General features: G+C 66.5%; 26 protein-coding genes and 1 tRNA gene. 21 read left to right on the top strand and 6 right to left on the bottom strand.

Annotated elements, in window-relative coordinates; translation table 11 throughout:
- The first annotated feature begins 4 nt into the window (after positions 1–4).
- Complete coding sequence (locus IB235_RS08785) at positions 5–2344, top strand: aldehyde dehydrogenase family protein (protein WP_192336434.1); 2340 nt, start codon at positions 5–7, stop codon at positions 2342–2344.
- Here IB235_RS08785 and IB235_RS08780 read toward each other — a convergent pair.
- Together IB235_RS08780 and IB235_RS08775 are read right to left on the bottom strand one after the other, a co-directional pair.
- Entirely contained in the window at positions 2341–3096 is a 756-nt protein-coding gene (locus tag IB235_RS08780) for a hydroxypyruvate isomerase family protein (protein ID WP_155039721.1), read from the bottom strand. The two genes, IB235_RS08785 and IB235_RS08780, sit on opposite strands and share 4 nt — an antisense overlap.
- A 1-nt stretch (position 3097) precedes the next feature.
- Complete coding sequence (locus tag IB235_RS08775) at positions 3098–3643, bottom strand: DUF1285 domain-containing protein (RefSeq protein ID WP_155039720.1); 546 nt, start codon at positions 3641–3643, stop codon at positions 3098–3100.
- 62 nt (positions 3644–3705) lie between these two features.
- Here IB235_RS08775 and IB235_RS08770 point away from each other — a divergent pair, with 62 nt between their 5' ends.
- The 9 genes from IB235_RS08770 (at position 3706) to lpxB (ending at position 13816) form a co-directional block, all read left to right on the top strand.
- Positions 3706–4707 (top strand): MoxR family ATPase, encoded by a 1002-nt coding sequence (locus IB235_RS08770; protein WP_155039719.1) that lies wholly within the window; start codon positions 3706–3708, stop codon positions 4705–4707.
- Entirely contained in the window at positions 4704–5573 is an 870-nt protein-coding gene (locus IB235_RS08765) for a DUF58 domain-containing protein (protein WP_370576857.1), read from the top strand. The genes IB235_RS08770 and IB235_RS08765 overlap by 4 nt, the downstream gene beginning before the upstream one ends.
- Positions 5573–7507 (top strand): BatA domain-containing protein, encoded by a 1935-nt coding sequence (locus IB235_RS08760; RefSeq protein ID WP_370576856.1) that lies wholly within the window; start codon positions 5573–5575, stop codon positions 7505–7507. The genes IB235_RS08765 and IB235_RS08760 overlap by 1 nt, the downstream gene beginning before the upstream one ends.
- Entirely contained in the window at positions 7504–8334 is an 831-nt protein-coding gene (locus IB235_RS25825) for a DUF4159 domain-containing protein (RefSeq protein WP_343042999.1), read from the top strand. The genes IB235_RS08760 and IB235_RS25825 overlap by 4 nt, the downstream gene beginning before the upstream one ends.
- A complete protein-coding gene (locus IB235_RS08755) occupies positions 8331–10436 on the top strand; it encodes a hypothetical protein (protein WP_192336397.1) in 2106 nt (701 codons plus the stop codon). Before IB235_RS25825 ends, IB235_RS08755 begins: the two co-directional genes overlap by 4 nt.
- 76 nt (positions 10437–10512) lie before the next feature.
- Complete coding sequence (gene fabZ, locus IB235_RS08750; RefSeq protein ID WP_155039718.1) at positions 10513–10992, top strand: 3-hydroxyacyl-ACP dehydratase FabZ; 480 nt, start codon at positions 10513–10515, stop codon at positions 10990–10992.
- Positions 10985–11770 (top strand): acyl-ACP--UDP-N-acetylglucosamine O-acyltransferase, encoded by a 786-nt coding sequence (lpxA, locus tag IB235_RS08745; protein WP_192336432.1) that lies wholly within the window; start codon positions 10985–10987, stop codon positions 11768–11770. The genes fabZ and lpxA overlap by 8 nt, the downstream gene beginning before the upstream one ends.
- Positions 11767–12564, top strand: coding sequence for an LpxI family protein (locus IB235_RS08740; protein WP_192336396.1), 798 nt, complete (start codon positions 11767–11769; stop codon positions 12562–12564). Before lpxA ends, IB235_RS08740 begins: the two co-directional genes overlap by 4 nt.
- An 88-nt stretch (positions 12565–12652) precedes the next feature.
- On the top strand, positions 12653–13816 hold the full coding sequence (gene lpxB, locus IB235_RS08735; protein ID WP_192336395.1) for a lipid-A-disaccharide synthase: 1164 nt from the start codon (positions 12653–12655) through the stop codon (positions 13814–13816).
- Here the strand turns inward: lpxB and IB235_RS08730 are convergent.
- The 3 genes from IB235_RS08730 to IB235_RS08720 all read right to left on the bottom strand — a co-directional run bounded on the left by IB235_RS08730 (position 13791) and on the right by IB235_RS08720 (position 15327).
- Positions 13791–14141: a RidA family protein gene (locus tag IB235_RS08730; RefSeq protein ID WP_155039714.1), complete on the bottom strand. Its 351-nt coding sequence runs from the start codon at positions 14139–14141 to the stop codon at positions 13791–13793. The two genes, lpxB and IB235_RS08730, sit on opposite strands and share 26 nt — an antisense overlap.
- Positions 14142–14168: 27 nt before the next feature.
- Positions 14169–14915, bottom strand: coding sequence for a sulfite exporter TauE/SafE family protein (locus IB235_RS08725; RefSeq protein ID WP_192336394.1), 747 nt, complete (start codon positions 14913–14915; stop codon positions 14169–14171).
- Positions 14916–15252: 337 nt separating this feature from the next.
- Positions 15253–15327 (bottom strand) — tRNA-Thr (locus tag IB235_RS08720).
- A gap of 131 nt (positions 15328–15458) precedes the next feature.
- On the opposite strand from IB235_RS08720, the gene IB235_RS08715 reads away from it, so the two are divergent.
- The 7 genes from IB235_RS08715 (at position 15459) to IB235_RS08685 (ending at position 20354) form a co-directional block, all read left to right on the top strand.
- Positions 15459–15650, top strand: a complete 192-nt coding sequence (locus tag IB235_RS08715) for a hypothetical protein (protein ID WP_155039712.1) — start codon at positions 15459–15461, stop codon at positions 15648–15650.
- On the top strand, positions 15651–16934 hold the full coding sequence (murA, locus tag IB235_RS08710; RefSeq protein WP_192336393.1) for a UDP-N-acetylglucosamine 1-carboxyvinyltransferase: 1284 nt from the start codon (positions 15651–15653) through the stop codon (positions 16932–16934). It abuts the gene before it with no gap.
- On the top strand, positions 16927–17406 hold the full coding sequence (locus IB235_RS08705) for a DUF2948 family protein (RefSeq protein WP_192336392.1): 480 nt from the start codon (positions 16927–16929) through the stop codon (positions 17404–17406). The genes murA and IB235_RS08705 overlap by 8 nt, the downstream gene beginning before the upstream one ends.
- Before the next feature lie 143 nt (positions 17407–17549).
- A complete protein-coding gene (gene hisD / locus IB235_RS08700) occupies positions 17550–18860 on the top strand; it encodes a histidinol dehydrogenase (RefSeq protein WP_192336391.1) in 1311 nt (436 codons plus the stop codon).
- The gene (locus tag IB235_RS08695) at positions 18857–19345 is read left to right on the top strand and encodes a UPF0262 family protein (protein WP_155039708.1); all 489 of its coding nucleotides are present in this window, start codon (positions 18857–18859) and stop codon (positions 19343–19345) included. Before hisD ends, IB235_RS08695 begins: the two co-directional genes overlap by 4 nt.
- A 3-nt stretch (positions 19346–19348) precedes the next feature.
- Positions 19349–19828, top strand: a complete 480-nt coding sequence (locus IB235_RS08690) for a low molecular weight phosphatase family protein (RefSeq protein WP_192336390.1) — start codon at positions 19349–19351, stop codon at positions 19826–19828.
- 55 nt (positions 19829–19883) lie between these two features.
- Positions 19884–20354 carry a PAS domain S-box protein gene (locus tag IB235_RS08685; protein WP_192336389.1) on the top strand — a complete coding sequence of 157 codons (471 nt, stop codon included), beginning with the start codon at positions 19884–19886 and terminating at the stop codon, positions 20352–20354.
- A gap of 21 nt (positions 20355–20375) precedes the next feature.
- Here the strand turns inward: IB235_RS08685 and edd are convergent, their stop codons facing one another.
- Complete coding sequence (edd, locus tag IB235_RS08680; protein ID WP_192336388.1) at positions 20376–22178, bottom strand: phosphogluconate dehydratase; 1803 nt, start codon at positions 22176–22178, stop codon at positions 20376–20378.
- 114 nt (positions 22179–22292) lie between these two features.
- On the opposite strand from edd, the gene IB235_RS08675 reads away from it, so the two are divergent.
- From IB235_RS08675 to pgl, 4 genes are all read left to right on the top strand, one after another.
- Positions 22293–23489 (top strand): RSP_2647 family RNA methyltransferase, encoded by a 1197-nt coding sequence (locus IB235_RS08675; RefSeq protein ID WP_192336387.1) that lies wholly within the window; start codon positions 22293–22295, stop codon positions 23487–23489.
- The gene (locus tag IB235_RS08670) at positions 23486–24043 is read left to right on the top strand and encodes an RSP_2648 family PIN domain-containing protein (protein WP_192336386.1); all 558 of its coding nucleotides are present in this window, start codon (positions 23486–23488) and stop codon (positions 24041–24043) included. The genes IB235_RS08675 and IB235_RS08670 overlap by 4 nt, the downstream gene beginning before the upstream one ends.
- A gap of 84 nt (positions 24044–24127) precedes the next feature.
- The gene (gene zwf, locus IB235_RS08665) at positions 24128–25579 is read left to right on the top strand and encodes a glucose-6-phosphate dehydrogenase (RefSeq protein ID WP_155039703.1); all 1452 of its coding nucleotides are present in this window, start codon (positions 24128–24130) and stop codon (positions 25577–25579) included.
- Between the two features lie 2 nt (positions 25580–25581).
- Positions 25582–26250 (top strand): 6-phosphogluconolactonase, encoded by a 669-nt coding sequence (pgl, locus tag IB235_RS08660; RefSeq protein ID WP_192336431.1) that lies wholly within the window; start codon positions 25582–25584, stop codon positions 26248–26250.

Here is a 26250-nt window from a genome sequence, read left to right as displayed (position 1 = left end):
GACGATGCCAAGTGTAGGCGAGATCATGGAAAGCATGGAATACGGGCCCGCGACCGAGGATGCCTCGGCGGTGCGCGACTGGCTGGCAAGCCGTGGCAGCTTTGGGCATTTCATCGCGGGGCGGTTCACCAAACCGGGCGAGACCTTCGCCACCCGCGACCCCTCGACCGGCGCGGAACTGGCGCAGATCAGCCAAGGCACTGATCGCGACGTGGCCAAGGCCGTGCGCGCCGCGCGCCGGGCCGCGCGGGGCTGGGCCGCAATGGCGGGCCATGACCGGGCGCGCTTCCTTTACGCGATTGCCCGCACCATCCAGAAGCGCGAGCGCTTCCTGTCGGTGCTGGAAACCTTGGATAACGGCAAGCCGATCCGCGAAAGCCGCGACATCGACGTGCCTTTGGTGGTTCGGCATTTCTATCATCACGCGGGCTGGGCGGAACTTGCCGCCAGCGAATTCCCCGGCCATACCCCCTTGGGTGTCTGCGGCCAGATCATCCCGTGGAACTTCCCATTGCTGATGCTGGCGTGGAAGGTCGCGCCCGCCTTGGCCGCCGGGAATACGGTCGTGCTGAAGCCCGCCGAATATACGCCGTTGACCGCCTTGGCCTTTGCCGAGATCTGCGCCCATGTCGGTCTGCCCGCAGGCGTGGTGAACATCGTCACCGGCGACGGTGAAACCGGGGCCGCGCTGGTCGGCTCACCCGTGGACAAGATCGCCTTCACCGGCTCGACCGAGGTTGGGCGCGGTATCGCCCGCGCGCTGGCCGGAACCGGGCGCAAGCTGACGCTGGAACTGGGCGGCAAGTCGCCCTTTATCGTCATGCCCGACGCCGATCTGGACGCGGCGGTCGAAGGCGTTGTCGATTCCATCTGGTTCAATCAGGGGCAGGTCTGCTGCGCCGGGTCGCGCATTCTGGTCGCGGAATCTGTGGCGGAACGCTTCGAAACCCTGCTCCATCGCAGGATGGAAAGGCTGCGCGTCGGACCGCCCTTGGACAAGTCGACCGATATCGGCGCCATCGTCGATCCGGTGCAAAAGGAGCGCATCATGTCGATCCTTGGCGAGGCGACCCGCGAAGGCGCAGTGCTGGTCGGCGGGCAGCCTCAGCAGGGTTGCTTCATCGCACCGGGTTATCTGAAGAACATCGCCCCGGCCAATCCCGGCATGCGGCAGGAAATCTTTGGCCCCATCGCCACGCTTTCCACCTTCCGCACCCCGGATGAGGCCGTCGATCTGGCCAATAACACCGCTTACGGTCTGGCGGCCTCGGTCTGGTCGGAAAGCGCTACCGTGGCGACCGATCTGGCATCCAAGATCAAGGCGGGCGTGGTCTGGGTGAATTGCGCCAATATCTTTGACGCGGGCGCACCCTTTGGCGGGGTGCGCGATAGCGGCTATGGCCGCGAGGGCGGGCGCGAGGGGATGCTGGATTATCTGGCCGCTCCGGCCACCACCGTGGTCCGTGATCCCGCGCCCGGCGCGATCTCGGCCATGCCTAATGGCGCGGCTGGCGACGGCGAGGGCATCGACCGCACGGTGAAGCTGTATATCGGCGGCGCGCAGAAACGCCCCGATGGCGGGGCAAGCTATAGTGCGCAGGACGAACTGATCCCGCTGGGCGGTCGCAAGGATATCCGCAACGCCGTCGAGGCCGCGCAAGGCGCGCTTGGCAAATGGCAGGGGCTGGGCGGGCACGGCCGCGCGCAGGTCCTGTATTTCCTGGCCGAGAATCTGGGCCTGCGGCGTTCGGAATTCGCGGGTTTTGCCAGCGCCGATGAGGTCGAGGCGACGATCCGCCGCTGCTTCTTTTATGCCGCGCATGCCGACAAGTTCGACGGCGCGACGGTATCGGCCAAGCCGGGCCACCTGACCCATGTCCAGCCCGAGCCGCAGGGGGTGATGGGCATCATCGCTCCGAATGGCGCGCCGCTGGCCGGGCTGATGTCGCTGGTTCTGCCCGCCATCGCCATGGGCAATGCGGTCGTGGCGATCCCCTCGCAGGATCAGCCGATGGCGGCGCTGACACTGGCGCAGGTGCTGGCCTGTTCGGATGTGCCGGGGGGCGTGGTCAATATCGTCACCGGCCCGCGCGAGGAACTGGGCCGGGCCTTGGCCAGCCATGACGGCGTGAACGCGATCTGGCAGGTCGGGGATGGCGCTGGTCGCACCGCGATCGAACAGGCCGCTGCCCAGACGCTGATCCCGGTCTGGTCGCCCGATCATCGCGACTGGTCTGATGCCAACGCGCAGGGACGGGCCTTCCTGCGGGCGGCCAGCCGGACCAAGACGATCTGGCTGCCCTATGGCGCGTTGCCTGCGGGAACTGGCAGCTCGGCCTATTAGGCCGAGCGCAGCCAGTCTATTCCGGCGCTGGTCGAGGTGCTGGGCAGGTATTCCGCGCCGATCCAGCCGTCGTAATTGCTGGCCTCCAACGCGCGCAGGAAGCCGGTGAAATCGAAGCTGCCCGAGCTTGGCTCATGCCGGCCGGGGCAGCCGGCGATCTGCACATGACGGGCCAGCGGCGCCAGTTGCTCCCACAGGGGCATGACATGCCCGTGGATCATCTGGGCCTGATAGGCGTCGAATTGCAGGCCCAGATTGGGGGCGCCGACTTCGGCCACGATCTCGGCGGCAAGCTCGAAACTGTCGAGGTAGTAGCCCGGATTGTCGCGGGTGTTGATCGGCTCGATGGTCAGGCTTTGCTGGGGCGCACGGGCGGCGGCCCATTTCAGGTTCTCGATCAGGGTCTGACGCGCGGCCGGACCCTTGGCGCGCCCGGCCATCACATGCAGATGGCGCACCTTCATCACATTGGCAAAGCGCATGGCGCGGTCGAAGTCGCTGCGAAAGCGCGCCTCGCCGCCGGGCTTGGCGGCAAAGCCGCGCGGACCGCCCGCCCAGTTCGGCGGCGGCGTGTTCATCAGCACGAATTCCATGCCCTCGGTCTGTGCCGCCTTGACCAGGTCCTTGGAGGCAAGGTCATAGGGAAACAGGATCTCGACCCCGTCGAAACCGGCACGGCGTGCCGCCGCGAATCGCTGCAGCATGGGCAGTTCGGTGAACAGATAGGTCAGGTTGGCCGCCATGCGTGCCATGTCAGGGCTCCAGCGAGAATGTCATTCCGGCCGATTTCAGGCTCGCTTGCCCGTTCTGATCCGGCTCGGCGGCAAGGGCAAGTCGATAGAAGGTCTTGCGGTCGATCAGCGCATAAAGGCCGCTGCGCACATGCAGATAGGGGCGGGGGGCATCTGCGGTGCCGCGCATTTCGACAGCATGACCGGGACCGGCCACAATAGTCTCGCCCATATTGGTGGTGAAGGTGACATCCTGCCCGATCTCGGCATCGACGGCGATGAAGGGCGCGTCCTGCACGCGGATGCCCACCTTTTCTGCCGGGGTGACAAGGTAGTAGCTGTCGCCCTCGCGCTTCAGGATCGAGGCGAAGAGCCGCACCAGTTCCGGCCTGCCGATGGGCGTGCCAAGATAGAACCAACTGCCATCGGCACGGATCTCGATATCAAGATCGCCGCAAAAGGGTGGGTTCCACAGGTGCACCGGGGCCGGGCCTGTTTTTGAGGCAAGCCGCGCCGAGGCCACCAGCCCGGCCACATCCTTCACGGGATTGTCAGTCTTTCCACCCATTACCAGTGGAGCCTCGCCATTCCTCATCCTATGCTGTCCTAGATCAGAAAAGAGGCATTGTCATGACCGAGGATGAACAACTTGTCTCCGATGTCCAGACGCTGACCGCAAGGCTGCTTGAGGCCCGCCGCAGCGTCGAGCAGCGTTTCGTCGGCCAGCACGCCGTGGTTGAGCAGGTTCTGGCCGCGATCTTGTCGGGCGGACATGCGCTTCTGGTCGGTCAGCCCGGTCTGGGCAAGACCATGCTGGTCGATACGCTGTCGACCGTTCTGGGTCTGGGCAGTGCGCGGGTGCAGTTCACCCCCGACCTGATGCCCGCCGACATTCTTGGCTCGGAAGTGCTGGATATCCGCGCCGATGGCAGCCGGGCGTTTCGCTTCATCGAGGGGCCGGTTTTCACCCAGCTGTTGATGGCGGATGAGATCAACCGCGCCAGCCCCCGCACCCAATCCGCGCTATTGCAGGCCATGCAGGAAGGCGAGGTCACCATCGGCGGCGAGCATCGCCCGCTGGGCCGTCCGTTCCATGTCCTCGCCACTCAGAACCCAATCGAACAGGAAGGAACCTATCCGCTGCCCGAGGCGCAGCTGGACCGTTTCCTGCTGCAGATCGACGTGGACTACCCCGACCGCGAGACCGAGCGCGCGATCCTGCTGGCGACCACCGGGGTCGAGCAGGGTGCGGCGCATCCGGTTTTTGACGCGCAGGGGTTGATCGCGGCGCAGGCCCTGATCCGCCGGATGCCGGTGGGTGAAAGCGTGCTGAACGCCATCCTCGATCTGGTCCGCGCCGCCCGGCCCGGTGCGCCCGAGGCGCCCGGCTGGATGGGCGAAACGCTGGTCTGGGGGCCGGGGCCGCGTGCCGCGCAGGCGCTGACTTTGGTGACCCGCGCCCGCGCCGCGCTGAACGGTCGCTTCGCGCCGACGCTGGAAGATGTCGAGGAAATGGCCGCGCCGGTCCTGCGTCACCGCATGGCGCTTAGCTTTGCCGCCCGCGCCCGTGGCGAGACCGTCGAGGGCGTCATCGCGCGTCTGCTTGGCGACCGGATGCAGGAAGCGGCGTGACCGCGTCCCCCGCCGATCTGCGCGCAAGGGCCGAGGCTGCCTCGGCCGGGCTTCCGGCCCTGATGCTGTCGGCGGAGCGGCTGGCCGCCAGTCTGACCGCAGGCCTGCATGGCAAGCGCCGCGCCGGGATGGGCGAGGATTTCTGGCAATACCGTCCCGCTGCGCCCGGCGATACGGCGCGCAGCATCGACTGGCGGCGCTCGGCCCGCTCGGATGGGCAATTCGTGCGCGACCGCGAGGCCGAGATGGCGCAATCGGCGGTGATCTGGGTGTCCTCGGCGGCGGGGATGGAGTTCTCGGGCGGGCCGGACCGGCCCAGCAAGCGTGCGCGGGCCGATCTGCTGGCTTTGGCGCTGGGCATGGCGCTGCTGGAGGGGGGCGAACGTGTCGCCTTGGCCGGGCAGCCACCGCGTCCGGGCCGTTTGCAGGCTGAACGCATCGCCGATGCGCTGGTGCGGCGCGAAATACTGACCCGCGATGACGACGCTCCGGCGAGCGACATTCTGCGTCCCGGTCAGCGGCTGATCATGATCGACGATTTTCTGGGCGATCCCGCCCCGATGCTGGATTTTCTGGGCCGGGCGGCGGCTGCCGGGGTGCAGGGCGCGGCGCTGCAGGTGCTGGACCCCGACGAGGAAGGCTTTCCCTATGGCGGGGCGGTGCTGTTCCGGTCGGCCAGCGGCGCGCTGAGCCATGACACCCGCGATGCCAGCGGCCTGCGCGAGGCCTATCTGGCGCGGCTTGCGGATCGGCGCGCCAGCCTGTCCCGCGCCGCGTTGAATGCGGGTTGGCATTTCGGCACGCATGACACCGGCGCGCCGCCGGCGCAGGCGCTGCTCTGGCTGTGGTCCGTGCTGGAGGGGTGATGCTGGTCCTTGGTCCGCTTGGCTTCCTGACCCCTTGGCTGCTGGCCGCGTTGGCAGCGTTGCCGGTGATCTGGCTGATCCTGCGGGTCATGCCGCCTTCGCCCAAGGTGCTGCGCTTTCCCGGCACGCGGCTGCTGATCGGGTTGAAGGACCCGCAGCCGGTCGCGCGCCATACGCCGTGGTGGCTGCTGCTGTTGCGGGTGCTGGCAATTGCGGCGCTGATCCTTGGCTTTGCTGGCCCGATCTGGAAGCCCGCGCCGGAACAGGGCGGGCAGGGGCCGTTGCTGATCGTCATGGATGCGGGCTGGGCTGCGGCCCCGGACTGGCCGCAGCGTCAGGCCCGCGCGCTGCGGGCGCTGGACCGCACTTCGGCCAGCGGTCAGCCTGCGGCGCTGCTGCTGGCGGACGGACATTCCGAAGGCGCGCTGCCCTTTGCCCCCGCGACCGAGCTTGCCGCCCAGTTGCGCGCCTTCCAGCCCGCCGCATGGGAGACGACGTATCCCGAGGATCTGGACCGGCTGTTCGGCCAGACCCCACAATCGGGATTGCAGATCCTGTGGCTGAGCGACGGATTGGACCATCCCGGCCGCACCGCGCTGCTGACGGACCTGCGCGGACGCGGCACGGTGACAGTCGTGCCGCCTGAGGGTCCGCGGCAATCGCTGCAACTGGTGGCCGGGGATCAGCCGTCCCTGCGCCTGCGTTCGACCGCCAGCGGGGCTGCGCCGGACGTGCTGGCCATCGGCACCGATCCGCAGGGGGCCGCGCGCGAGTTGGCGCGCCTGACCGCTGAGGACGCGCAGATCGAAAACGGCATCTCGACCCGCGCCGTTGCGATCGACCTGCCCAGCGAATTGCGCAACCGCATCACCCGCTTTCAGCTGGACGGGCAGGACAGTGCCGGGGCGGTGGTGCTGGCCGATGACAGCGTGCGCCGCCGCAAGGTTGCCTTGGTCGGTGATGACCGCGCGAGCGAGGGGCAGAGCCTGCTTTCCCCGCTGCATTATCTGCGCCGGGCGCTGGCTCCGCGCACCGATCTGATCGAGGGAGGCTTGTCCGATGTGTTGCAAGCCGCGCCCGACGTGATCGTGCTGGCCGATCTGGTCGGGCTTCCCGAAAGCGATGCGCTGGCGGAATGGGTGGATCAGGGTGGGCTGCTGATCCGTTTCGCCGGTCCGCGCATGGCCGCATCCGAATTCCTGACCGAGGAGCCGTTGCTGCCGGTGCGGCTGCGTAGTGGCGGGCGCGATATCGGCGGCGCGCTCAGCTGGGGCGATCCGCGCACCATCGCGCCTTTCCCCGTCGATGGGCCGTTCGGTGGGCTGGCGATCCCCGCTGACGCCATGATCCGCGCCCAGCTTCTGGCCGAGCCCTCGCCGGAACTGGCGCAGCGGACACTGGCTCAGCTGAGCGACGGCACACCGCTGGTCACGCGCGAGGATCTGGGCGAAGGGCAGGTGGTCCTGTTCCATTCCTCGGCCAATGCGGAATGGTCGAACCTCGCGATTTCGGGGCTGTTCGTGCAAATGCTGGACCGGCTGGTCCAGACCGCCCGCGCCAGCGCTGCCCCGCCCGAGACCGAGGCCGAGGGCGATATCTTCTGGACGCCGGTCGAGGTGCTGGACGGGTTCGGCCGCCTGTCCACGTCGCAAGATCCGGTTCCGGTTCCGGCCGCCGAATTTGCCAAGGGCCCCGCTCCGGGCGCGCCTGCCGGGCTATACCGCTCGGGCGAAAGGGCGATTGCGCTGAATGCGGGCGGCCCAATGCGCGAGGCGACATGGCCCGGCGTCACCGTCGAGGCCGCGCGCCGCGCCCCCGGCATCGATCTGCGTGGCTGGCTGATCGGGCTGGCGGCGTTGCTGTTCGCGCTGGACGCGCTGGGCAGCGCTTGGCTGGCTGGCGGGCCCATCCGCCGTGGAAAGGTGGCGGCATGATCTGGTTCCTGCTGGCCCCCTTCCTGCTGATCGCATCGCTTGCGCAGGCGCAGGACCCCGATCCGCGCCTGATCCGCGCCGCGGATGAGGTCGCGCTGGCCTATGTCGTCACCGGCGATTCCGAGGTGGATGCGGCATCCGAGGCCGGATTGCGCGGGTTGTCGCAGGTCCTGACCGACCGCACCACGGTCGAGCCGGGCGAACCGATCGGCATCAATCTGGATCAGGACGACCTGTCGCTGCTGACATTCCTGTATTGGCCGGTCACCGAGGATCAGCCGCAGCCCTCGCCCTTGGCCTATGTCCGGATGAACCATTTCCTGCGCTCGGGCGGGATGATCCTGTTCGACACCCGCGACGGTGATATTGCCGGGCTGGGCGGTCCCGAGGGGGCGGGGGCGCTGCGCCGTCTGGCCGCGCCATTGGACATTCCGGCGCTGGCCCCGATTCCGGGCGATCACGTGCTGACCCGCAGCTTTTATCTGCTGCAGGATTTCCCCGGCCGCTACTATGGCCGCGATGTCTGGGCCGAGGCGCCACCCGCCGGAGCCGAGGCCAGCGAAGGCGTGCCCTTTCGCATTCTCAACGACGGGGTGTCGCCGGTCATCATCGGTGGCAATTCATGGGCCGAGGCTTGGGCCATCGGCGAAAACGGCCTGCCGCTGTTCACCGTGGGCTCGGGCCTTGATGGCGAGCGTCAGCGCGAGATGGCTTACCGCTTTGGCGTGAACCTGATCATGTATGTGCTGACAGGGAACTACAAATCCGATCAGGTCCATGTTCCGGCGTTGCTGGAACGCCTGCGCAGCGAAGAGGTGATGCAGTGACCGGTCTCAGCTTCGATCCGCTGCTGGGCTGGCCGCTGGTTGCGGCAATCGCCGGGCTGGCGGTGCTGGTCACCATTTGGTCGCTGTGGCGGGGATTGCGCGGCTGGGCGCTGCGCGGGCTGGCCGGGCTGGCGGTGGCTGCCGCACTGGCCGGGCCGGCGCTGGAATCGGGCATCCGCAACAAGCTGTCCGATATCGTGATCCTGCTGGACGACCGCAGCGCCAGCCAGTCCCTGCCGGGCCGGACCGAGCAGACCGACGCCGCGCTGGCCGGGTTGGAGCGCCAGCTTGCCACGCTGCCCGATACCGAGATCCGCCGCGTCACCGTCTCGGATGCCGAGGATGGCACGCTGATAGGCGCGGCCCTGACCCGTGCCTTGGCCGCCGAACCTCAGACCCGCGTCGCCGGGGTGATTGCGGTGACCGATGGCCAGTCCCATGACCCGGCCATGTTGCCAAAGACCGCCCCCGCGCCGGTTCATGTCCTGCTGACCGGTGCGCCGGGCGACTGGGACCGGCGGCTGGTCGTCGAGGAGTCCCCTGCCTATGGCTTGATCGACCAGCCCGTTACCATCCGGGTGCGGATCGAGGATCAGGGCGCGGTTCCCGCCGCCATTGCCGCATCGCCCGCAAGGCTGCGGGTGCTGATCGACGGCGAACAAAGCCGCAGCCTTGACCTGCCGCCCGGCATCCCGCTGGACCTGCCGGTGGTGCCGCAGCATGCCGGACAGAACGTGGTCTCGATCGGCTTCGATGCGCCGGTGGCCGATACTCCCGAACTGACCGACCGCAACAACTCGGCCGCGATCCAGATTCAGGGCGTGCGCGACCGGCTGCGGGTGCTCCTGATCTCGGGCGAGCCGCATGCAGGTGAACGCACATGGCGCAACCTGTTGAAGTCGGACACTAATGTCGACCTGATCCATTTCACCATCCTGCGCCCGCCGGATAAGATGGACGCGGTTCCCGTCGATGAAATGTCGCTGATCGCCTTTCCGACGCAGGAGCTGTTCCTTGAGCGCATCCGCGATTTCGACCTGATCATCTTTGACCGCTACAAGGTGCGCGGCATCCTGATGCCGCAATATTACGACAATATCCGCCGCTATGTCGAAGAGGGGGGGGCGGTTCTGGTTTCCGCCGGGCCGGAAATGTCGTCTGTCGAAAGCCTGAACCTGTCGCCCCTTGGGGCGATCCTGCCGGGGCGGCCGACGGGCCGGATATATGACCAGCCCTTCCTGCCCCGCCTGACCGAGGACGGCCAGCGCCACCCGGTCACGGCGGGCCTGCCGGGCGCGCCTCGCGAGGGGTCTGACAGCCATTGGGGTCGCTGGCTGCGCATGTCGCAGGTGATCCCCGATCCCCGCGCGCAGGTGGTGATGACCGGGGCCGAGGATCAGCCGCTGCTGATCATGAACCGGGTCGGCAAGGGCCGCGTCGCCATGCTGAACTCGGATCAAGTCTGGCTGTGGGGGCGCGGTTTCGAAGGCGGTGGGCCGCAATTGGAACTGCTGCGCCGCATCGCCCATTGGTCGATGAAGGAACCCGAGCTTGAGGAAGAAGCCCTGCTGGCCGATGTCTCGGGCGATCTATCGGTCACGATCACGCGACGGACCATGGCCGAGATCGCCAAGCCCGTCCGCATCACCCGTCCCGACGGCCAGACGGTGACGGTCGAGCTTGCGCCGACCGGGCCGGGTCGTTTCACCGCGCGCTGGACCGCGCCGGGGCCGGGCCTGTACCGGATGACCGACGGCGACATCACCCGCGTCATGGCGCTTGGCCCGGCCGCGCCCCGCGAATTTGAGGAAACCGTCGCCTCGGGCGAGAAACTGGGTTCACTGCCTGAGGTTACGCAAGGCGCGGTACTGCACCTGTCCGACGGCATCCCCAGCCTGCGCACCGTGCGCGAGGGGCGGCCCGCGCACGGGCAGGGCGTCTCGGGGGACTGGATCGCGATCACCCCGCGGGGGGCCAGTTCGACCACCGGCATCACCCATCGGCCCTTGCTCCCGGGCTGGGCGTGGCTGGCGATCATCTCGGGTCTGGCTCTGGCCGGTTGGCTGGCCGAGGGCAGGGGTTGGCGCCTGCGTCGGACCTGACGTGAATCGGCGCCAAACTTGCCAATTCGGCCGCTCATTGCTAGGCAAACCAAAACAGTTCAAGAGGAACGCCGCGATGGCCGCCGACGAGACCACCTACATCCCGCCGACCGAAGTCGATCTGGCCACGATCAAGCGCATCCTGCCGCATCGTTATCCCTTCCTGCTGGTCGACAAGGTTCGCGACATCGTCCCGAGCGAAAGCTGCGTCGGGATCAAGAACGTGACCTCGAATGAGCCGCATTTCGAGGGCCACTTCCCGCAAGAGCCGGTGATGCCGGGCGTGCTGATCATCGAGGCGATGGCGCAGGCCGCCGCCGTGCTGGTCGGCGTCAGCCTTGATCTGGCCGACAAGGGCATGGGCACCTACTTCATGTCGATCGACAAATGCCGCTTCCGCGCCAAGGTCGTGCCCGGCGACGTGCTGGAACTGCACATGAAGACCCTGCGCGGTGGCGGCAAGGTCTGGAAATTCGAGGGCCGCGCCATCGTCAACGGCGTTCTTGCCGCCGAGGCCGAGGTGATGGCGATGCTGAACCGTGGCGACAATGGCTGAGGCGCTGATCCACCCCTCGGCCGTCATCGACCCCGCCGCGAAGATCGGCGAGGACTGCGAGATCGGCCCCTTCTGCGTCGTCGGCCCCGAGGTCACACTAGGCCGGGGCGTGGTGCTGAAGTCCCATGTCGTCGTCACCGGCAACACGGAAATCGGGGATGAGACGCAGATCTTTTCCTTCGCCTCGATCGGGGAAGTGCCGCAGGACCGCAAGTTCAAGGGTGAAAGCACCCGGCTGGTCATCGGCGCCCGCAACCGTATCCGCGAACACGTCACGATGAACCCCGGCACCGAGGGCGGCGGTGGCATCACCCGCGTCGGCGATGACGGGCTGTTCCTTGCCGGCAGCCATGTCGCCCATGACTGTCAGGTCGGCAATCGCGTCACCATCGTGAACCATGCCGCGCTTGCGGGGCATTGCGTGGTCGAGGATGACGTGACCATCGGCGGCCTTGCCGGCGTCCATCAATTCGTCCGCATCGGTCGCGGCGCGATGATCGGCGCACTGACCATGGTGACGGCGGATGTCATTCCCTTCGGCCTCGTGCAGGGGCCGCGCGGCCAGCTGGACGGGCTGAATTTCGTCGGCCTCAAGCGCCGCGGCGCCTCGCGCGAGGAACTGCACGCGCTGCGGAACATGCTGTCGCGTCTGGGCGAGGGCAGCTTTCGCGATACCGCCCGCCAGATGGCCGACGAGGAAACCGGGCCGATGGTGCGCGAAGTGCTTGATTTCATCCTTGGTCCGTCGGACCGCAGCTTCCTGGCCCCCCATTCATGAGCCGCATTGCCTTGATCGCAGGCGAGGGGCATCTGGCCTCTGCCGTCGCCGCCGCGCTGGACGAGCCGCTTGTCTATGCGCTGGAGCATCTGACCCCGGAAGTCGCCGCCAAGCCGTTCCGGCTGGAACGCCTGATCCCCTTCCTTGACGAATTGACCGAACTCGGGGTGACGCAGGCCGTCTTTGCAGGTGCAATCCGCCGTCCCCGGATCGAACCCGGCTTGTTCGACCCGCGCACCATGGCCATCGTGCCGCGTATCCTGATGGGCATGCAATCGGGCGACGATGCTGCCCTGCGCGCCGTCCTTGATCTGTTCGAAGAGGCCGGGATCCATATCGTCTCGGTCGATGAGGTCCTGCCCGAACTGGTCCCCGGTGAGGGCGTCCTGACCGGCGAACCCAGTCCCCGCGACCAGAAGGATGCCGCCCGTGCGTCCGAGATCGTCCATGGCCTTGGGCCGCTGGATGTTGGCCAAGGCGCGGTCGTGGCGCAGGGTCTGTGCCTTGCGGTCGAGGCGCTGCCCGGCACGCAGGCCATGCTGGAATTTGCGCGTCTCCATGCCGGGCTGAAGCCCGACCCGAAAGGGGCCAAGGGTGTGTTGTACAAGGCCCCCAAGCCGGGCCAGGACCGTCGCATCGACCTGCCGACCATCGGTCCCGATACTGTCAGGCAGGCCGCAGATGCGGGACTGGGCGGCATTGTCTGGGAAGCGGGCAGCGTCATCCTGCTGGACCGGGAAGAATCGGTGCGCCTGGCCCATGACGCCGGTCTGTTCCTGTGGGCGCGGGCGTGAATTGGGTATTTAAGAAACGAAGAAAGCCCTTGGCGATTTCTTCGTTTCACAAATACCCAAACCGGGGCGGCGCAACCGGAGCAAGCTTATGAAATTCTTCCTGATCGCTGGCGAGCCTTCGGGCGATAATCTGGGCGGGCCGTTGATGGCCGGTCTGAAAAGCCTCGATCAGGATGCGGAATTCGTTGGCGTGGGTGGGCCGTCGATGGCCGCGCAGGGATTGGACAGCCTGTTCCCGATGGAAGAGCTGTCGGTCATGGGCATCGTCGAGGTGCTGCCGAAATACCGCCAGCTCAAGGCGCGGATCGCCCAGACGGCGCGGGCCGTGGCCGAGGCGCGTCCCGATGTGCTGATCACCATCGACAGCCCGGATTTCTGCCTGCGCGTGGCGCGGCAGGCGCGTGCACTGGTTCCCGACCTGAAGACCATCCATTATGTCGCCCCCTCGGTCTGGGCCTGGAGGTCCGGGCGCGCGACGAAAATGGCCAAGGTCATCGACCACGTGTTGGCGATCCTGCCCTTTGAGCCGCCCTATATGCAGGCCGCCGGCATGAGCTGCGATTTCGTCGGCCATCCGATCGCGGCGGAACCCGTCGCCACCCGCGAGCAGGGTGCGGCCTTTCGTGCCGCCCATGACATCGCGCCAGATGCCCCGCTGATCCTGTGCCTGCCCGGTTCGCGCCGTGGCGAGGTCGCCCGCCTTGGTCCCCGCTTTGACGAAGCCCTGATGCAGTTGCGCGACCGCGTTCCCGAGATCCGGGTCGTGATCCCGACGGTACGGGGCGTCGCCGGACTGGTGCGCGACATGACCAAACGCTGGCCGACCGCGCCGATCGTGGTCGACACTGACGATGAGAGGAAAGCGGCCTTTGCCGCGGCCGATCTGGCGCTGGCGGCCTCGGGGACGGTCAGTCTGGATCTGGCGGCGAATGACGTGCCGATGGTGATCGGCTATGACGTGGCCCCGCTTAGCCGGATGCTGATCGGGCTGCTGCTCAAGACCGATACGGTGACCTTGGTAAATCTGGTCAGCGAGACACGGGTCGTGCCCGAATTTCTAGGCCGCAAATGCCAGCCCGGCCCGATGTCCAAGGCGCTTTACGATCTGATCGAGGACCCGCAGGCGCAAGCCGCGCAGCATGAGGCCATGGCGCTGACCATGCAGCGGTTGGGGCGCGGCGGCGAGGCTCCGGGCCTGCGCGCCGCGCGTTCCGTCATGGATGCGCTTAGTTCTGCGCGGCAACCACGATGATCTCGACCTTGTAGTCGGGGGTAGCCAGTGCCGATTCGCCGGTGGCGCGGGCAGGGGCGTTGCCAGCCGGGACCCAGGCGTCCCAGACAGCGTTCATCTCGGCGAAGTTCGCCATGTCGGCCAGCCAGATCTGCGCGGTCAGGATACGGGTCTTGTCCGAACCGCATTCTGCCAGCAGACGGTCGATCTGGGCCAGAACTTCCTTGGTCTGGTCCGTGACGCTTTCGCCGGGCTTGCCGACCTGGCCTGCCAGATAGACGATGCCGTTATGGACGACGGCCTGGCTCATGCGGGCGCCGGTCTCGATGCGTTTGATGTCGGACATTGTAGTTCCTTTCGGTTTGGGCTGGCGTCAGAGAAGCCGCCAGAAGAACAGCGCCGTCATGCCAAAGCCGACGGCCGCAATCAATGCCCGCAGCAAGGGCATCGGGATGCGACGTGCCAAAGGCGGCCCCATATAGCCGCCAAGGATGGTGCCCACGCTCATCACCGCAGCGGGGGCCCAGGCGACCTGACCGCCGACGGCAAAGATACCCAGCGCAATCACCGACAGCGCAAAGGACAGCCAGGTCTTCAGCCCGTTCATGCGGTTCAGGTCGGTCATCCCCCACAGCGCGAACAGCGCCAGCAGGATGATGCCCAGCCCGCCGTTGAAATAGCCGCCATAGACCGCCACGGGAATCATCGTCCCGGCACTGAAGGGGGCGACGGCATTGCGATGTGCGCCGGCCCATTGCCGGACCTTGCCGCCCCACAGGAAGCTTAGCGTCGCCGCCAGCAGCAGGAACGGCACCAGGAATGCAAAGGCCGTATTCGACGATACCAGCAGCAGCGCCGAGCCGACGATCCCGCCCAGCAGCGTCTGCAGGGTCAGCCGCAGCACCAGTCTGCGGTCGATTTGCGCGATCTCGTGGCGAAAACCGATCGCCGAGGACAGATAGCCGGGCAATGCGGCAACGGTGCTGGTCGCATTGGCCATGACCACCGGCACGCCGCTGGCGACCAGGGCGGGAAATGTGATGAACGTGCCGCCTCCGGCGACGGCATTCAGCATGCCGCCCAGAAACCCGGCGGCAAGAATAAGCAAGCTGTCGGTCATGTCCTCCCCGGAGCATTCCTGAAAATCGGGAAGCGCCCGAACCTTCTCCTCCAGTCGGTCGGCGCAGTCGCATGCTTAGCCCCCCGATCCCGATAGGTCCAGTGCAGCGGACGGAAAACGCCCGGCAGGGGGACTGCCGGGCGCGACTTACGTTTGGGGGTCTACGGGTCCGGAGAATGCCTGCCGGATACAACAGGATCATGACGGCCAAAGGCGATATCGCGACGGGATCGGTCGAAACCTCGCGCGGGTCATCCGGAGGTGCGTGGGAAATGCGGTTCGGAGCGACGCAAGGCGCGGCACGTCTGAAAACCATTCAAAATCAAAGGGATTTTTCTGGTGCTGCGAGAGAGGATTGAACTCTCGACCTCTCCCTTACCAAGGGAGTGCTCTACCACTGAGCTACCGCAGCGCCGTTGGAGGGGCGTTTAGACCGAGCGTTCGGGGGGCGCAAGAGGGGAAAATCAAAAATTTGGAATTTTCGTCAAATCACCCGAATCCGCCGTGCTGGACGCAAGCCCGCGCAAAGGGTAACAGGGGCGCATGACCAAGGGACCCCGACCACCGCAAGCCGCCGACCCCCGCGAGGCACGGCTGAAAGCCGCCCTCCGGGCCAATCTGGCCCGCCGCAAGGCGCAAAGCCGGGCGCGCGCGTCGCATGAGGATCTCCCCGAGGATGACCAACGGGTGCAGGACGCGGCTCCGGCCGCCAAATCGTCCGAGAACGAGGAATAGATGGATCAGATCATCGTAAGGGGGAACGGGCCGCTCAAGGGCGAGATCCCGATCACAGGTGCCAAGAATGCCTGCCTGACGCTTATGCCGGCGACGCTGCTGACCGATCAGCCGTTGACGCTGACCAACGCGCCGCGGCTGTCCGACATCCGCACGATGACGGCGCTGCTGCAATCGCTGGGGGCCGAGGTCGCCAGCCTGCAGGAAGGTCAGGTGCTGACGCTGTCCAGCCATGACCTGAACAACCACACCGCCGATTACGAGATCGTGCGCAAGATGCGGGCCTCGATCTTGGTTCTGGGGCCGATGCTGGCCCGCGACGGCCATGCGATCGTGTCGCTGCCCGGCGGCTGCGCCATCGGTGCGCGTCCCGTCGACCTGCACCTGAAGGCCTTCGAGGCCATGGGCGCCCAGCTTGACCTGCGCGACGGTTACGTCCACGCGAAGGCCCCCGCAGGCGGGCTGAAGGGCGCGGTCATCGACTTCCCGATCGTCTCGGTCGGGGCCACGGAAAATGCGCTGCTGGCCGCCACGCTGGCCCGCGGCACCACCGTGATCAAGAATGCCGCGCGCGAACCCGAGATCGTCGATCTGGCGCAGTGCCTGCGTCGCATGGGCGCGCATATCGACGGCGAGGGCACCTCGACCATCAGCATCGAAGGCGTGCAGACGCTGGGCGGCGCGACGCATCCGGTCGTGACCGACCGGATCGAGCTGGGCACCTACATGCTGGCCCCGGCCATCTGCGGCGGCGAGGTGGAATGCCTTGGTGGTCGCATCGATCTGGTCGCCGCCTTCTGCGAAAAGCTGGACGAGGCCGGAATCGACGTCACCGAAACCGATCGCGGCCTGAAGGTCTCGCGCAAGAATGGCCGCGTGAGGGCTGTCGATGTCGTGACCGAGCCCTTCCCCGGCTTCCCGACCGACCTGCAAGCGCAGATGATGGCGCTGCTTTGCACCGCCGAGGGGACCTCGGTGCTTGAGGAAAAGATCTTCGAGAACCGCTTTATGCATGCCCCGGAACTGATCCGCATGGGTGCGCGCATCGACGTTCATGGCGGCCACGCCACCGTCCACGGCACCAGCAAGCTGCGCGGCGCCCGCGTGATGGCGACGGACCTGCGCGCCTCGGTCAGTCTGATCCTTGCCGGTCTGGCCGCCGAAGGTGAAACCGTGGTCAGTCGCGTCTATCACCTTGATCGCGGCTATGAAAAAGTCGTGCGCAAGCTGCGCGGCGTCGGAGCCGACATCGAACGCATCAAGGGGGTCACCGCTGATGAGTGATGCACGCTTCACCGATGCCGATCCCGCGCCGCTTGCATTGGCTGCAGCGGATACGGACGACCTGACGGTGATTTCGGCGCTGGTGCAGGATTCGATCCTGCCGGTGACCGAAATTTCCTATGACATGCGCCAGCGCCAGCTGGCCTTGCTGCTGAACCGCTTCCGCTGGGAGGATGCCGAACAGGCCAAGCGCGAGGATCGCCCGTATGAGCGGGTCCGCGCCGTCCTGCTGATCTCGGACGTGCAGCGCGTGCAAAGCGACGGCATCGACCGCGCCGACAGCGACCTGATTCTGGAACTGCTCGCACTCAAATGGGAAGCGGGACAGGACGGCACGGGGCGGCTGCATCTGGAATTCGCAGGCGACGGCACGCTGGTCATCGATGCGGAATGCCTGAATGTGGAACTGCGCGACGTGACCCGCCCCTATATCGCGCCCTCGCGCCGCGCCCCCGAACATCCGCAGGATTGAACCTGACCTTCGGGTTTCACCATTCCCAAATACCCAATTGCGGCGGCGCGTCCAAGTGTCGCGCCCGCCGCAAACCCACCGTGATCGCCGCTTGAGCCGTCTGGCTCCAGCCGCTAACAAGTTCCTATATCGCGAGCGTGACCATGCCCCTTCATCTCTCGACCGCCCAGCCCGATTTTGAACAGCGTTTCCTCGACATGCTGTCGATGAAGCGCGAGGACGCGGCCGACGTGAACGAGGCTGTCAGCGCGATCATCGCGGATGTCCGCGAAAGGGGTGACGAGGCGCTGCTTGATCTGACCGGTCGTTTCGACCGGTTGCAGCTTGCGCCGGGCGGGATCGCCTTTTCCAAGGCCGAGATCGCCGCGGAAACCGCCAAGGTCTCGCCCGAGGATCGCGCGGCGTTGGCGCTGGCCGCGGAACGCATCCGCGCCTATCACGCCCGCCAGATCCCCGAGGACATGGAATGGACCGACCCCGAGGGCGCGACCCTGGGCTGGCGCTGGACGCCGGTTTCCGCCGCCGGGCTCTATGTGCCGGGCGGGCAGGCGAGCTACCCTTCCTCGGTCCTGATGAATGCGATTCCTGCGCGCGTGGCGGGTGTTGAGCGTCTGGTGATCTGCGTGCCCACCCCGGATGGCATCGTCAATCCGCTGGTGCTGCTGGCCGCCGAACTCGCGGGCGTCGATGAAATCTACCGCATCGGCGGGGCGCAGGCGATTGCGGCCATGGCCTATGGCACCGAAACCATCCGTCCTGTCGACAAGATCACCGGCCCCGGCAATGCCTATGTCGCCGCCGCCAAGCGCCATGTCTTTGGTCGCGTCGGCATCGACATGATCGCAGGCCCGTCCGAGGTGCTGATCATTGCCGAAGGCGAACAGAACCCCGAATGGCTGGCGCTGGACCTGCTGGCACAGGCCGAACATGACGCCGACGCCCAGTCGATTCTGGTCACGCCCGACGAAGCGCTGGCCCGCGCCGTCGTGGCCGAGGTTGAGCGCATCCTGCCGACGCTGCCCCGCGCTGCCGTCGCCGGTGCCAGCTGGCGCGATTATGGCACCGTGATCGTGACGCGTGATCTGGATGAGGCGGCCAAGCTTTCCGATCGCGTCGCCCCCGAGCATCTTGAGCTTTGCGTCTCGGACCCCGATGCGCTGTCGCGCAAGACCCGCCATGCCGGGGCGATCTTTCTTGGCGGCTGGACCCCCGAGGCGGTCGGCGATTACGTCAGCGGTCCGAACCACGTCCTGCCGACGGCGCGTTCGGCGCGGTTCTCGTCGGGGCTGTCGGTGATGGATTTCCTCAAGCGCACGACGATGGCGCGGCTGACGCCCGAGGCGTTGGCGGCGATCGGCCCGGCTGCGGTGCGTCTGGCGGCTTCCGAGGGGCTTTCGGCCCACGGCCTTTCGGTCGCGGCCCGTATCCGGGCCCTGAACAGGGGCGGTGCATGAGACAGCCCCCCGCCCGGATCGTCCGCATCTCGATCGACGACAGCGCGCTGCCTCCGGCCTCGGCCGAGATGGAGCAGGACCGCCGCGTCGCCATTTTCGACCTGCTCGAAGAAAACAGCTTCAGCCTGCCCGGCCGCGAGGGGCAGCCCGCCCCCGCCGGTCCCTATGCGCTGATCCTTGCCTTGCGCGAAAAGCGGCTGGTCTTTGACATCTCGACCGATGGCGGCGAGCGCGTGGCCGAGTTCCATCTGGCGCTTGGCCCGTTCCGCCAGACCGTCAAGGACTACTTCCAGATCTGCGCCAGTTATTTCGATGCGGTAAAGCGCCTGCCGCCCGCCCAGATCGAGGCGATAGACATGGCCCGGCGCGGCATTCACAATGAAGGGGCCCGCACCCTGCAAGAGCGGCTGGAAGGTAAGGCGGTCATCGACATCGACACCTCCCGGCGACTTTTCACCCTGATCTGCGCCCTTATCCCGGAGTAAGCCGTGGCGGGACAGATCCCAGGTTCGATACTGTTCTGCTGCGATCACAACGCGATCCGCTCGCCCATGGCCGAAGGAATGATGAAGCATTTCTACGGTCGCGTGGCCTATGTGCAATCGGCCGGGGTCAAGAACGACATGGAGGTGGACGGCTTTGCCATCGCCGTCTGCAACGAAATTGGCGTCGAAATCTCCAAGCACCGGTCCCGTTCCTTCGACGAAATGAAGGAATGGGGCGATGATCTGGGCAGTTTCGATCTGGTGGTGGCGCTGTCCCCGGCCAGTCAGCGTCAGGCGCTGGAATTGACCCGCATCGCGCATCTGGAGGTCGAATACTGGCCGATCATGGATCCGACCGGTCTGGCCGAAGGGCGCGAAGCAAAGCTGGCGCTGTATCGCCAGATCCGCGACCAGATCCGCGACCGGCTGATCCAGCGCTTTGGCCCGCCGCTGTCGCAGGCTGCGGAAAACTCTGCCCGCTAACCGAATCTTAGGCGATCTGGCCTAGGGATAGGGTGAACCCGAACGGAGTTTGCCCATGTCTGATGATATTTCGCTGATATGTGGGACGGATGCCGTGCTGCCCGCGCTGCACAGCCATCCTGCGGTTCTTGTTCTGGATAGCGTGGGTCGGATCGTTGTGATCAACCACAGCTACCTGCGCCTGATCGGATATACGCGGGATGAGGTGATCGGCCGCCCGGTCTGGATGCTTCTCGATCTGGCCGAGCGCTGCGCCGGGCGTCTCAGCCATCTGCTGGACCTGCGTGCGGGCGTCGAAAGGCACCTGCCGGAACTGGCGCATGTCTCGCGCTCGGGGCGGCGGTTCCGGGTGGATGCGCGGGTGTTTGCAATCGCCGAGCCGAAGCAGGGGGACAACCTGCGGATGGTCTTTGTCCGACCCGAGGAAGGTGCCGAGGTGATCCGCGTGATCAGCTTTGCGCATCGCCGCGAATTTCCGGGGCAGGGCGGGCCAAGCCATCTGATCTCGTTCCGGGCGGCCCATTAGCCACCCGGATCAGGTGGCCCGTCAGACGACGATGGCCGCGCCTTCGGTCGCCGGGCTGACATGGGCGCGGAAGGCGCTGAACAGCTCGCGGCCCATGCCCTCGGCATTGGCGGCGGGGTCGTAGGTTGCGGGGGTACGCCCGGCGAAATCCGGGGCAAGGCATTCCAGCGTCCCCGCGACCGCATCCAGCCGGATGATGTCGCCATCCTGCACCCGCGCCAAGGGCCCGCCATTCGCGGCCTCGGGCGAGACATGGATCGCCGCCGGAACCTTGCCCGAGGCGCCGGACATCCGCCCGTCGGTGACCAGCGCCACGCGCAACCCGCGATCCTGCAGCACCGCCAGCGTCGGGGTCAGCGAATGCAGCTCGGGCATGCCATTGGCACGTGGGCCTTGGAAACGGACGACGACGATGGTGTCGGTGGTGAACTCGCCACGCTTGAAGGCGGCCTTGACCTCTTCCTGATCGGCAAAGACGCGGGCCGGGGCCTCGATGATGTGGCGCTCGGTGGCGACGGCAGAGACCTTGATGACACCCCGGCCCAGATTGCCCGAAAGCTGCTTCAACCCGCCAGTCGCGGCAAAGGGATCGGATGCCGGGCGCAGGATCTTGTCGTTCAACGATTCGCGCGCGCCATCGACCCAATGCACCTGATTGCCTTGCAGGCGGGGCTCTTGCGCATACAAATCCAGCCCGCCGCCTGCGATGGTGCGCACGTCCTGATGCAGCAGGCCCGCATCCAGCAGCCGCCCGATCATGAAGCCAAGGCCTCCGGCGGCGTGGAAGTGGTTCACGTCGGCCAGCCCGTTCGGATAGACCCGCGCCATCAGCGGCACGCATTCCGACAGGTCGTGGAAATCCTCAAGGTCCAGTAGCACCCCCGCCGCCCGCGCCATGGCGGGCAGATGCAGGATCAGGTTGGTCGAGCCGCCGGTGGACATCAGCCCGACGATGCCGTTGACGAAGGCGCGCTCGTCCAGCACCTCGCCCGCGGGCAGGAAGTCGTTGCCCAGCCGGGTGATGCTGGCGGCGCGGCTGACCGCTGCCGTGGTCAGCGCCTCGCGCAGTGGCGTGTTCGGGTTCACGAAGCTTGAACCCGGCAGGTGCAGGCCCATGAACTCCATCAGCATCTGGTTCGAATTCGCGGTGCCGTAGAAGGTGCAGGTTCCGGCGCTGTGATAGCTGGCCATCTCTGCGGCCATCAGGGCCTCGCGCCCGACCTCGCCAGTGGCGAACTGTTGGCGGACCTTGGATTTTTCGTCATTGGGCAGCCCCGAAGGCATCGGCCCGGCAGGCACAAAGACCGCAGGAATATGGCCGAAAGTCGCCGCGGCAATGACCAGACCCGGCACGATCTTGTCGCAGACGCCGAGATACAGCGCCGCGTCGAACGTGTCATGGGACAGCGCGACGCCAGCCGCCAGTGCAATGACATCGCGCGAGAACAGCGACAACTCCATCCCGGCGCGACCCTGCGTCACCCCGTCGCACATCGCGGGGACACCGCCTGCGACTTGTGCGGTGGCGCCTGCGGCATGGGCTGCGCGGCGGATGATCTCGGGGTAATGCTCATAAGGCTGGTGGGCGGACAGCATGTCGTTATAGGCTGTCACCACACCGATATTCGGTTTGCGCGTGGTGGCGAAATCCGCCTTATCGGGCATTGCGGCATAGGCATGTGCCTGATTTCCGCAGGAAAGATGCGCGCGGCGCGGGCCATCCTCGGCGGCGCGGGCGATCTTGGCCTCATAGGCGGCGCGGGTCTTGGCCGAGCGTTCGCGGATGCGGTCGGTCACTTTGTCGACGGTGGCGTGCAGGGTCATGGCTGGCGTCCTCCTGACGGCCTTATAGGACGTTAGCGGTAACGATACAACCGCACCACTCTTGCCCCGCGCGCGCCGCCGTGCCAATCCTGCCGCGATCCAAAGAGGCCCGAAATGACCCAAGAACTGCCCATTATCCGCCTGCGTCCGAAGTCGAAACCGCAGGCCATCCGCCACGGCTTCCCTTGGGTTTTCGCGGATGAACTGGTGGTCGACCGCCGCACCCGCGCCATTCCCGCCGGCAGCTTTGCCATCCTTGAGGATGCCGAGCGTCGCCCGATGGGCGTCGTCACCGTGAACACGAATTCCAAGATCACCGCCCGGATGATGGACCCCGACCCCGAGGTCCGCATCACCCGCGAGTGGATCGCCGCGAAACTGTCGCGGGCACTGGCCCTGCGCGAGCGGCTGTTCGATCGTCCCTTCTATCGCCTGATCCATGCCGAGGCCGACGGTCTGCCCGGCACCATCATCGACCGTTTCGGCGATGCTGCCGTGATCCAGCCGAACTCGGCCTGGGCGGATCGCATGATCGAGGATATTGCCGCCGCACTGCGCGATGTCACCGGCGTTTCGACCGTGATCCTGAACGGACAGGGTCGCGTGCGTGGCCTTGAGGGGCTGGATGAGCGGACCGAGATCCTGTCCGGCGCTGTCAACGGCCCTGTTGAAGTGTCGATGAATGGCGCGACCTATCTGGCCGACCTGACCCAAGGGCAAAAGACCGGGTTGTTCTATGACCAGCGCCCGAACCACGCCTTTGCGCAACGACTGGCCAAGGGCGCGCGGGTGCTGGACGTGTTCTCGCATGTCGGCGGCTTCGGTCTGGCGGCGCTGGCCGCGGGGGCCGAGCATACGACCTGCGTCGACGGCTCGGCTGCGGCGCTTGAACTGGCGCGGGGTGGCGCCAAGGCCATGGGGGCCGAGGACCGCCTGACCACGCGTCAGGGCGATGCCTTTGATCAGCTGGAAGCGCTGCAGGCCGAGGGCGCGCAATTCGACGTGGTCATTTGCGACCCGCCGGCCTTTGCGCCCTCGAAACAGGCGCTTGAAGCCGGTCTGCGCGCCTATGAGCGGGTGGCGAAGCTGGCCGCGCCCTTGGTCGCGCCGGGCGGCTATCTGGGCCTGTGCTCGTGCAGCCATGCGGCTGACCTGTCGGCCTTCCGCAATGCCAGCGCACGCGGCATCGGGCGGGGCGGACGGCGGATGCAGTTGCTGCATACCGGTCAGGCCGGTCCCGACCATCCGACCCTGCCGCAACTGGCCGAGTCGGGCTATCTCAAGGCACTGTTCTTCCGGCTTGACGGATGAAGGCGGTTCTGGACGCCTGCGTGCTTTACCCGACCGTGCTGAGGGAGATCCTCGCCGATGTCGCGGGCACGGGGCAGTTCCAGCCCTTCTGGTCGCAGCGCATTCTTGACGAATGGCGGCTGGCCGCCGACCGGCAGGGGGTCTCGGCCGGGGTCGAGATCGCCCTGCTGCAGGACCGCTTTCCCGCCGCGATGGTCGCGCCTTCGGGCGGGGCCGAGGGGCTGGATTTGCCCGACCCCGCCGACCGCCACGTGGTCGAGGCGGCACTGGCCGCAGGCGCCAGCCATATCGTCACCGCGAACCTGCGCGATTTCCCGCGCGGGACGTTGGCCGCCGTCGGGCTGCAGGCGATCCATCCCGACGAATTCCTGCGCGAGATCTATCTGTCCGCGCCGGAAGCCGTGACCGATGCCATTGCCGCGACCGAGGCCCGTGCCCGTCTGGCAGGCGGAGAAATCCCGCACAAGGAATTGATGCGGCGCGCCAGACTGCCCCGTCTTGCCAAGGCCATCACGCGACTGGCAGGGTCCGATGTTGCGCCGCCACGCGGTTAAGCACAGGATACGACAAAGATGAGGGCAGGGTTGATGTTACCGCTATCAAACGGTAGTCCCAAGCCGAACGATGAGGAGGGGCAGATGGTTTCACGCATCATTCCGGTGGACGAATTCGACCTTGTGATCTTTGGCGCGACGGGCGATCTGGCCCATCGCAAGATCCTGCCGGGCCTGTACCGGCGCTATGTCGCGGGCCAGATCCCGGCCTCGGCCCAGATCATCGGCGCGGCCCGCACCAAGCAGGACGACAAGGCCTTTCGCGAGGAAGCCCGCGCCGCCATCCGCGAATTCGCGGGCAAGGGCGATGACCTCTCGCAGATCGACGATTTCCTGAACCATCTGGGCTATGTCGCCATTGACGCGCGCGGCAGCGACGGCTGGGCCGAGCTGAAATCCCGTATCCGCCCCGGCGTGGTCCATGCCTTTTACTTCTCGGTCGCGCCGGCGCTGTTTGGTGACATCGCCCAGCGGCTGGCCGAAAACGGCATTGCCGATCAGCACAGCCGCATCGTGGTCGAAAAGCCCTTTGGCCGCGACCTTGCCACCGCGCGCGACCTGAACGCGACGCTGGCCCGGCATTTCGCGGAAAACCAGATCTACCGGATCGACCATTATCTGGGCAAGGAAACCGTCCAGAACCTGATGGCGGTGCGCTTCGCCAACATGCTGTTCGAGCCGCTGTGGAACGCGCAATACGTCGATCACGTCCAGATCACCGTGGCCGAGACGGTGGGCGTCGGCGGGCGCGGCGAATATTACGACCATTCCGGCGCGATCCGCGACATGGTCCAGAACCACATGATGCAGCTTCTGTGCCTGATCGCGATGGAGCCGCCCTATCACTTTGACCCCGACGCGGTGCGCGACGAAAAACTGAAGGTGATCCGCGCGCTGGAACCGCTGGAGCCGGGCGACATCGTGCGCGGCCAGTATCGCGGCAGCCCGGATGGCTCGGATTACCTCAAGGACGCGGAAAACCCCGATTCCCGCACCGAAAGCTATGTCGCGCTTAAGGTGAACATCGCCAATTGGCGCTGGACCGGCACGCCCTTCTATCTGCGCACCGGCAAGAAGCTGCGTGCCCGCACCAGCGAGATTGTGGTCACTTTCAAGGCACCGCCGCATTCGATCTTTGACGAATCCGACGGACCGCGCTCGAACCAGCTTGTCATCAAGCTGCAACCGAACGAGGGCATGGACTTGACCGTGATGATCAAGGAACCGGGGCCGGGGGGGATGCGTCTGGTGCAGGTGCCGCTGGACATGAGCTTTGCCGACGCGCTTGGCGCGAATGGCACCGACATGCCCGACGCTTACGAACGCCTGATCATGGACGTGATCCGCGGCAACCAGACCCTGTTCATGCGTGGCGACGAGGTCGAGGCGGCATGGGCATGGACCGATCCGATCATCGCCGAATGGGAGGCTGGATCGAAGCGGCCGGAACCCTATGATGCGGGCTCAAGCGGTCCCGAAGAGGCCCTGCGCCTGCTGCACCGCGACAACCGCCGCTGGAGGGAGATCAGGCCGTGACTCTGGAATTCGTCGAATATCCCGACCGCGAGATGCTGTCCCTGTCGCTGGCCAACCGCATCGCGGGCCAGCTTGCCCAGCATCTGCGCACCAATCCCACGGCCAGCCTGTGCGTGCCGGGCGGGACCACGCCGGGTCCGGTATTCGACACGCTCTCGGGCAGCGATCTGGACTGGTCGCAGGTCAGCGTCATCCTGAACGACGAACGCTGGGTCGATGGCGAACATGTCCGCTCGAACAGCCGCCTGCTGCATCGCCACCTGCTGACCGGCAATGCGGCGGCGGCCAGCTATATCGACCTTTACACCGGCGATGCACGTCCCGAGGACGCGTCCGAGCGCCTGTCCGCCGCGATCCGCCCGCTGCTGCCGCTGACCGTGCTTCTGCTGGGCATGGGGACCGATATGCATACGGCCAGCCTGTTCCCCGGTTCGGATGAAACCGCGCTGGCTTTGATGCCCGACGCGCCGCTGGTCATGGCCGTGCGTAGCGTCAAGGACGAGCCTCGGATCACCCTGACCGCGCCCGCGCTGCAAAAGGCGATCCACACCCATCTGATGATCACCGGGGCCGACAAGCGTGCCGCGCTGGAACGCGCGCAGGCGATGGACCCGAAAGACGCCCCGATCCGCGCCTTCCTTGGCGACATTACCGTCCATTGGGCAGAATGA

Origin of the sequence: Paracoccus sp. PAR01, from assembly GCF_014851995.1 — a bacterium.
GTDB classification, from domain to species: Bacteria; Pseudomonadota; Alphaproteobacteria; order Rhodobacterales; family Rhodobacteraceae; genus Paracoccus; species Paracoccus litorisediminis.
The sequence above is the reverse complement of the archived record's forward strand: the minus strand, read 5'-3'. Positions and strand labels throughout refer to the sequence as shown.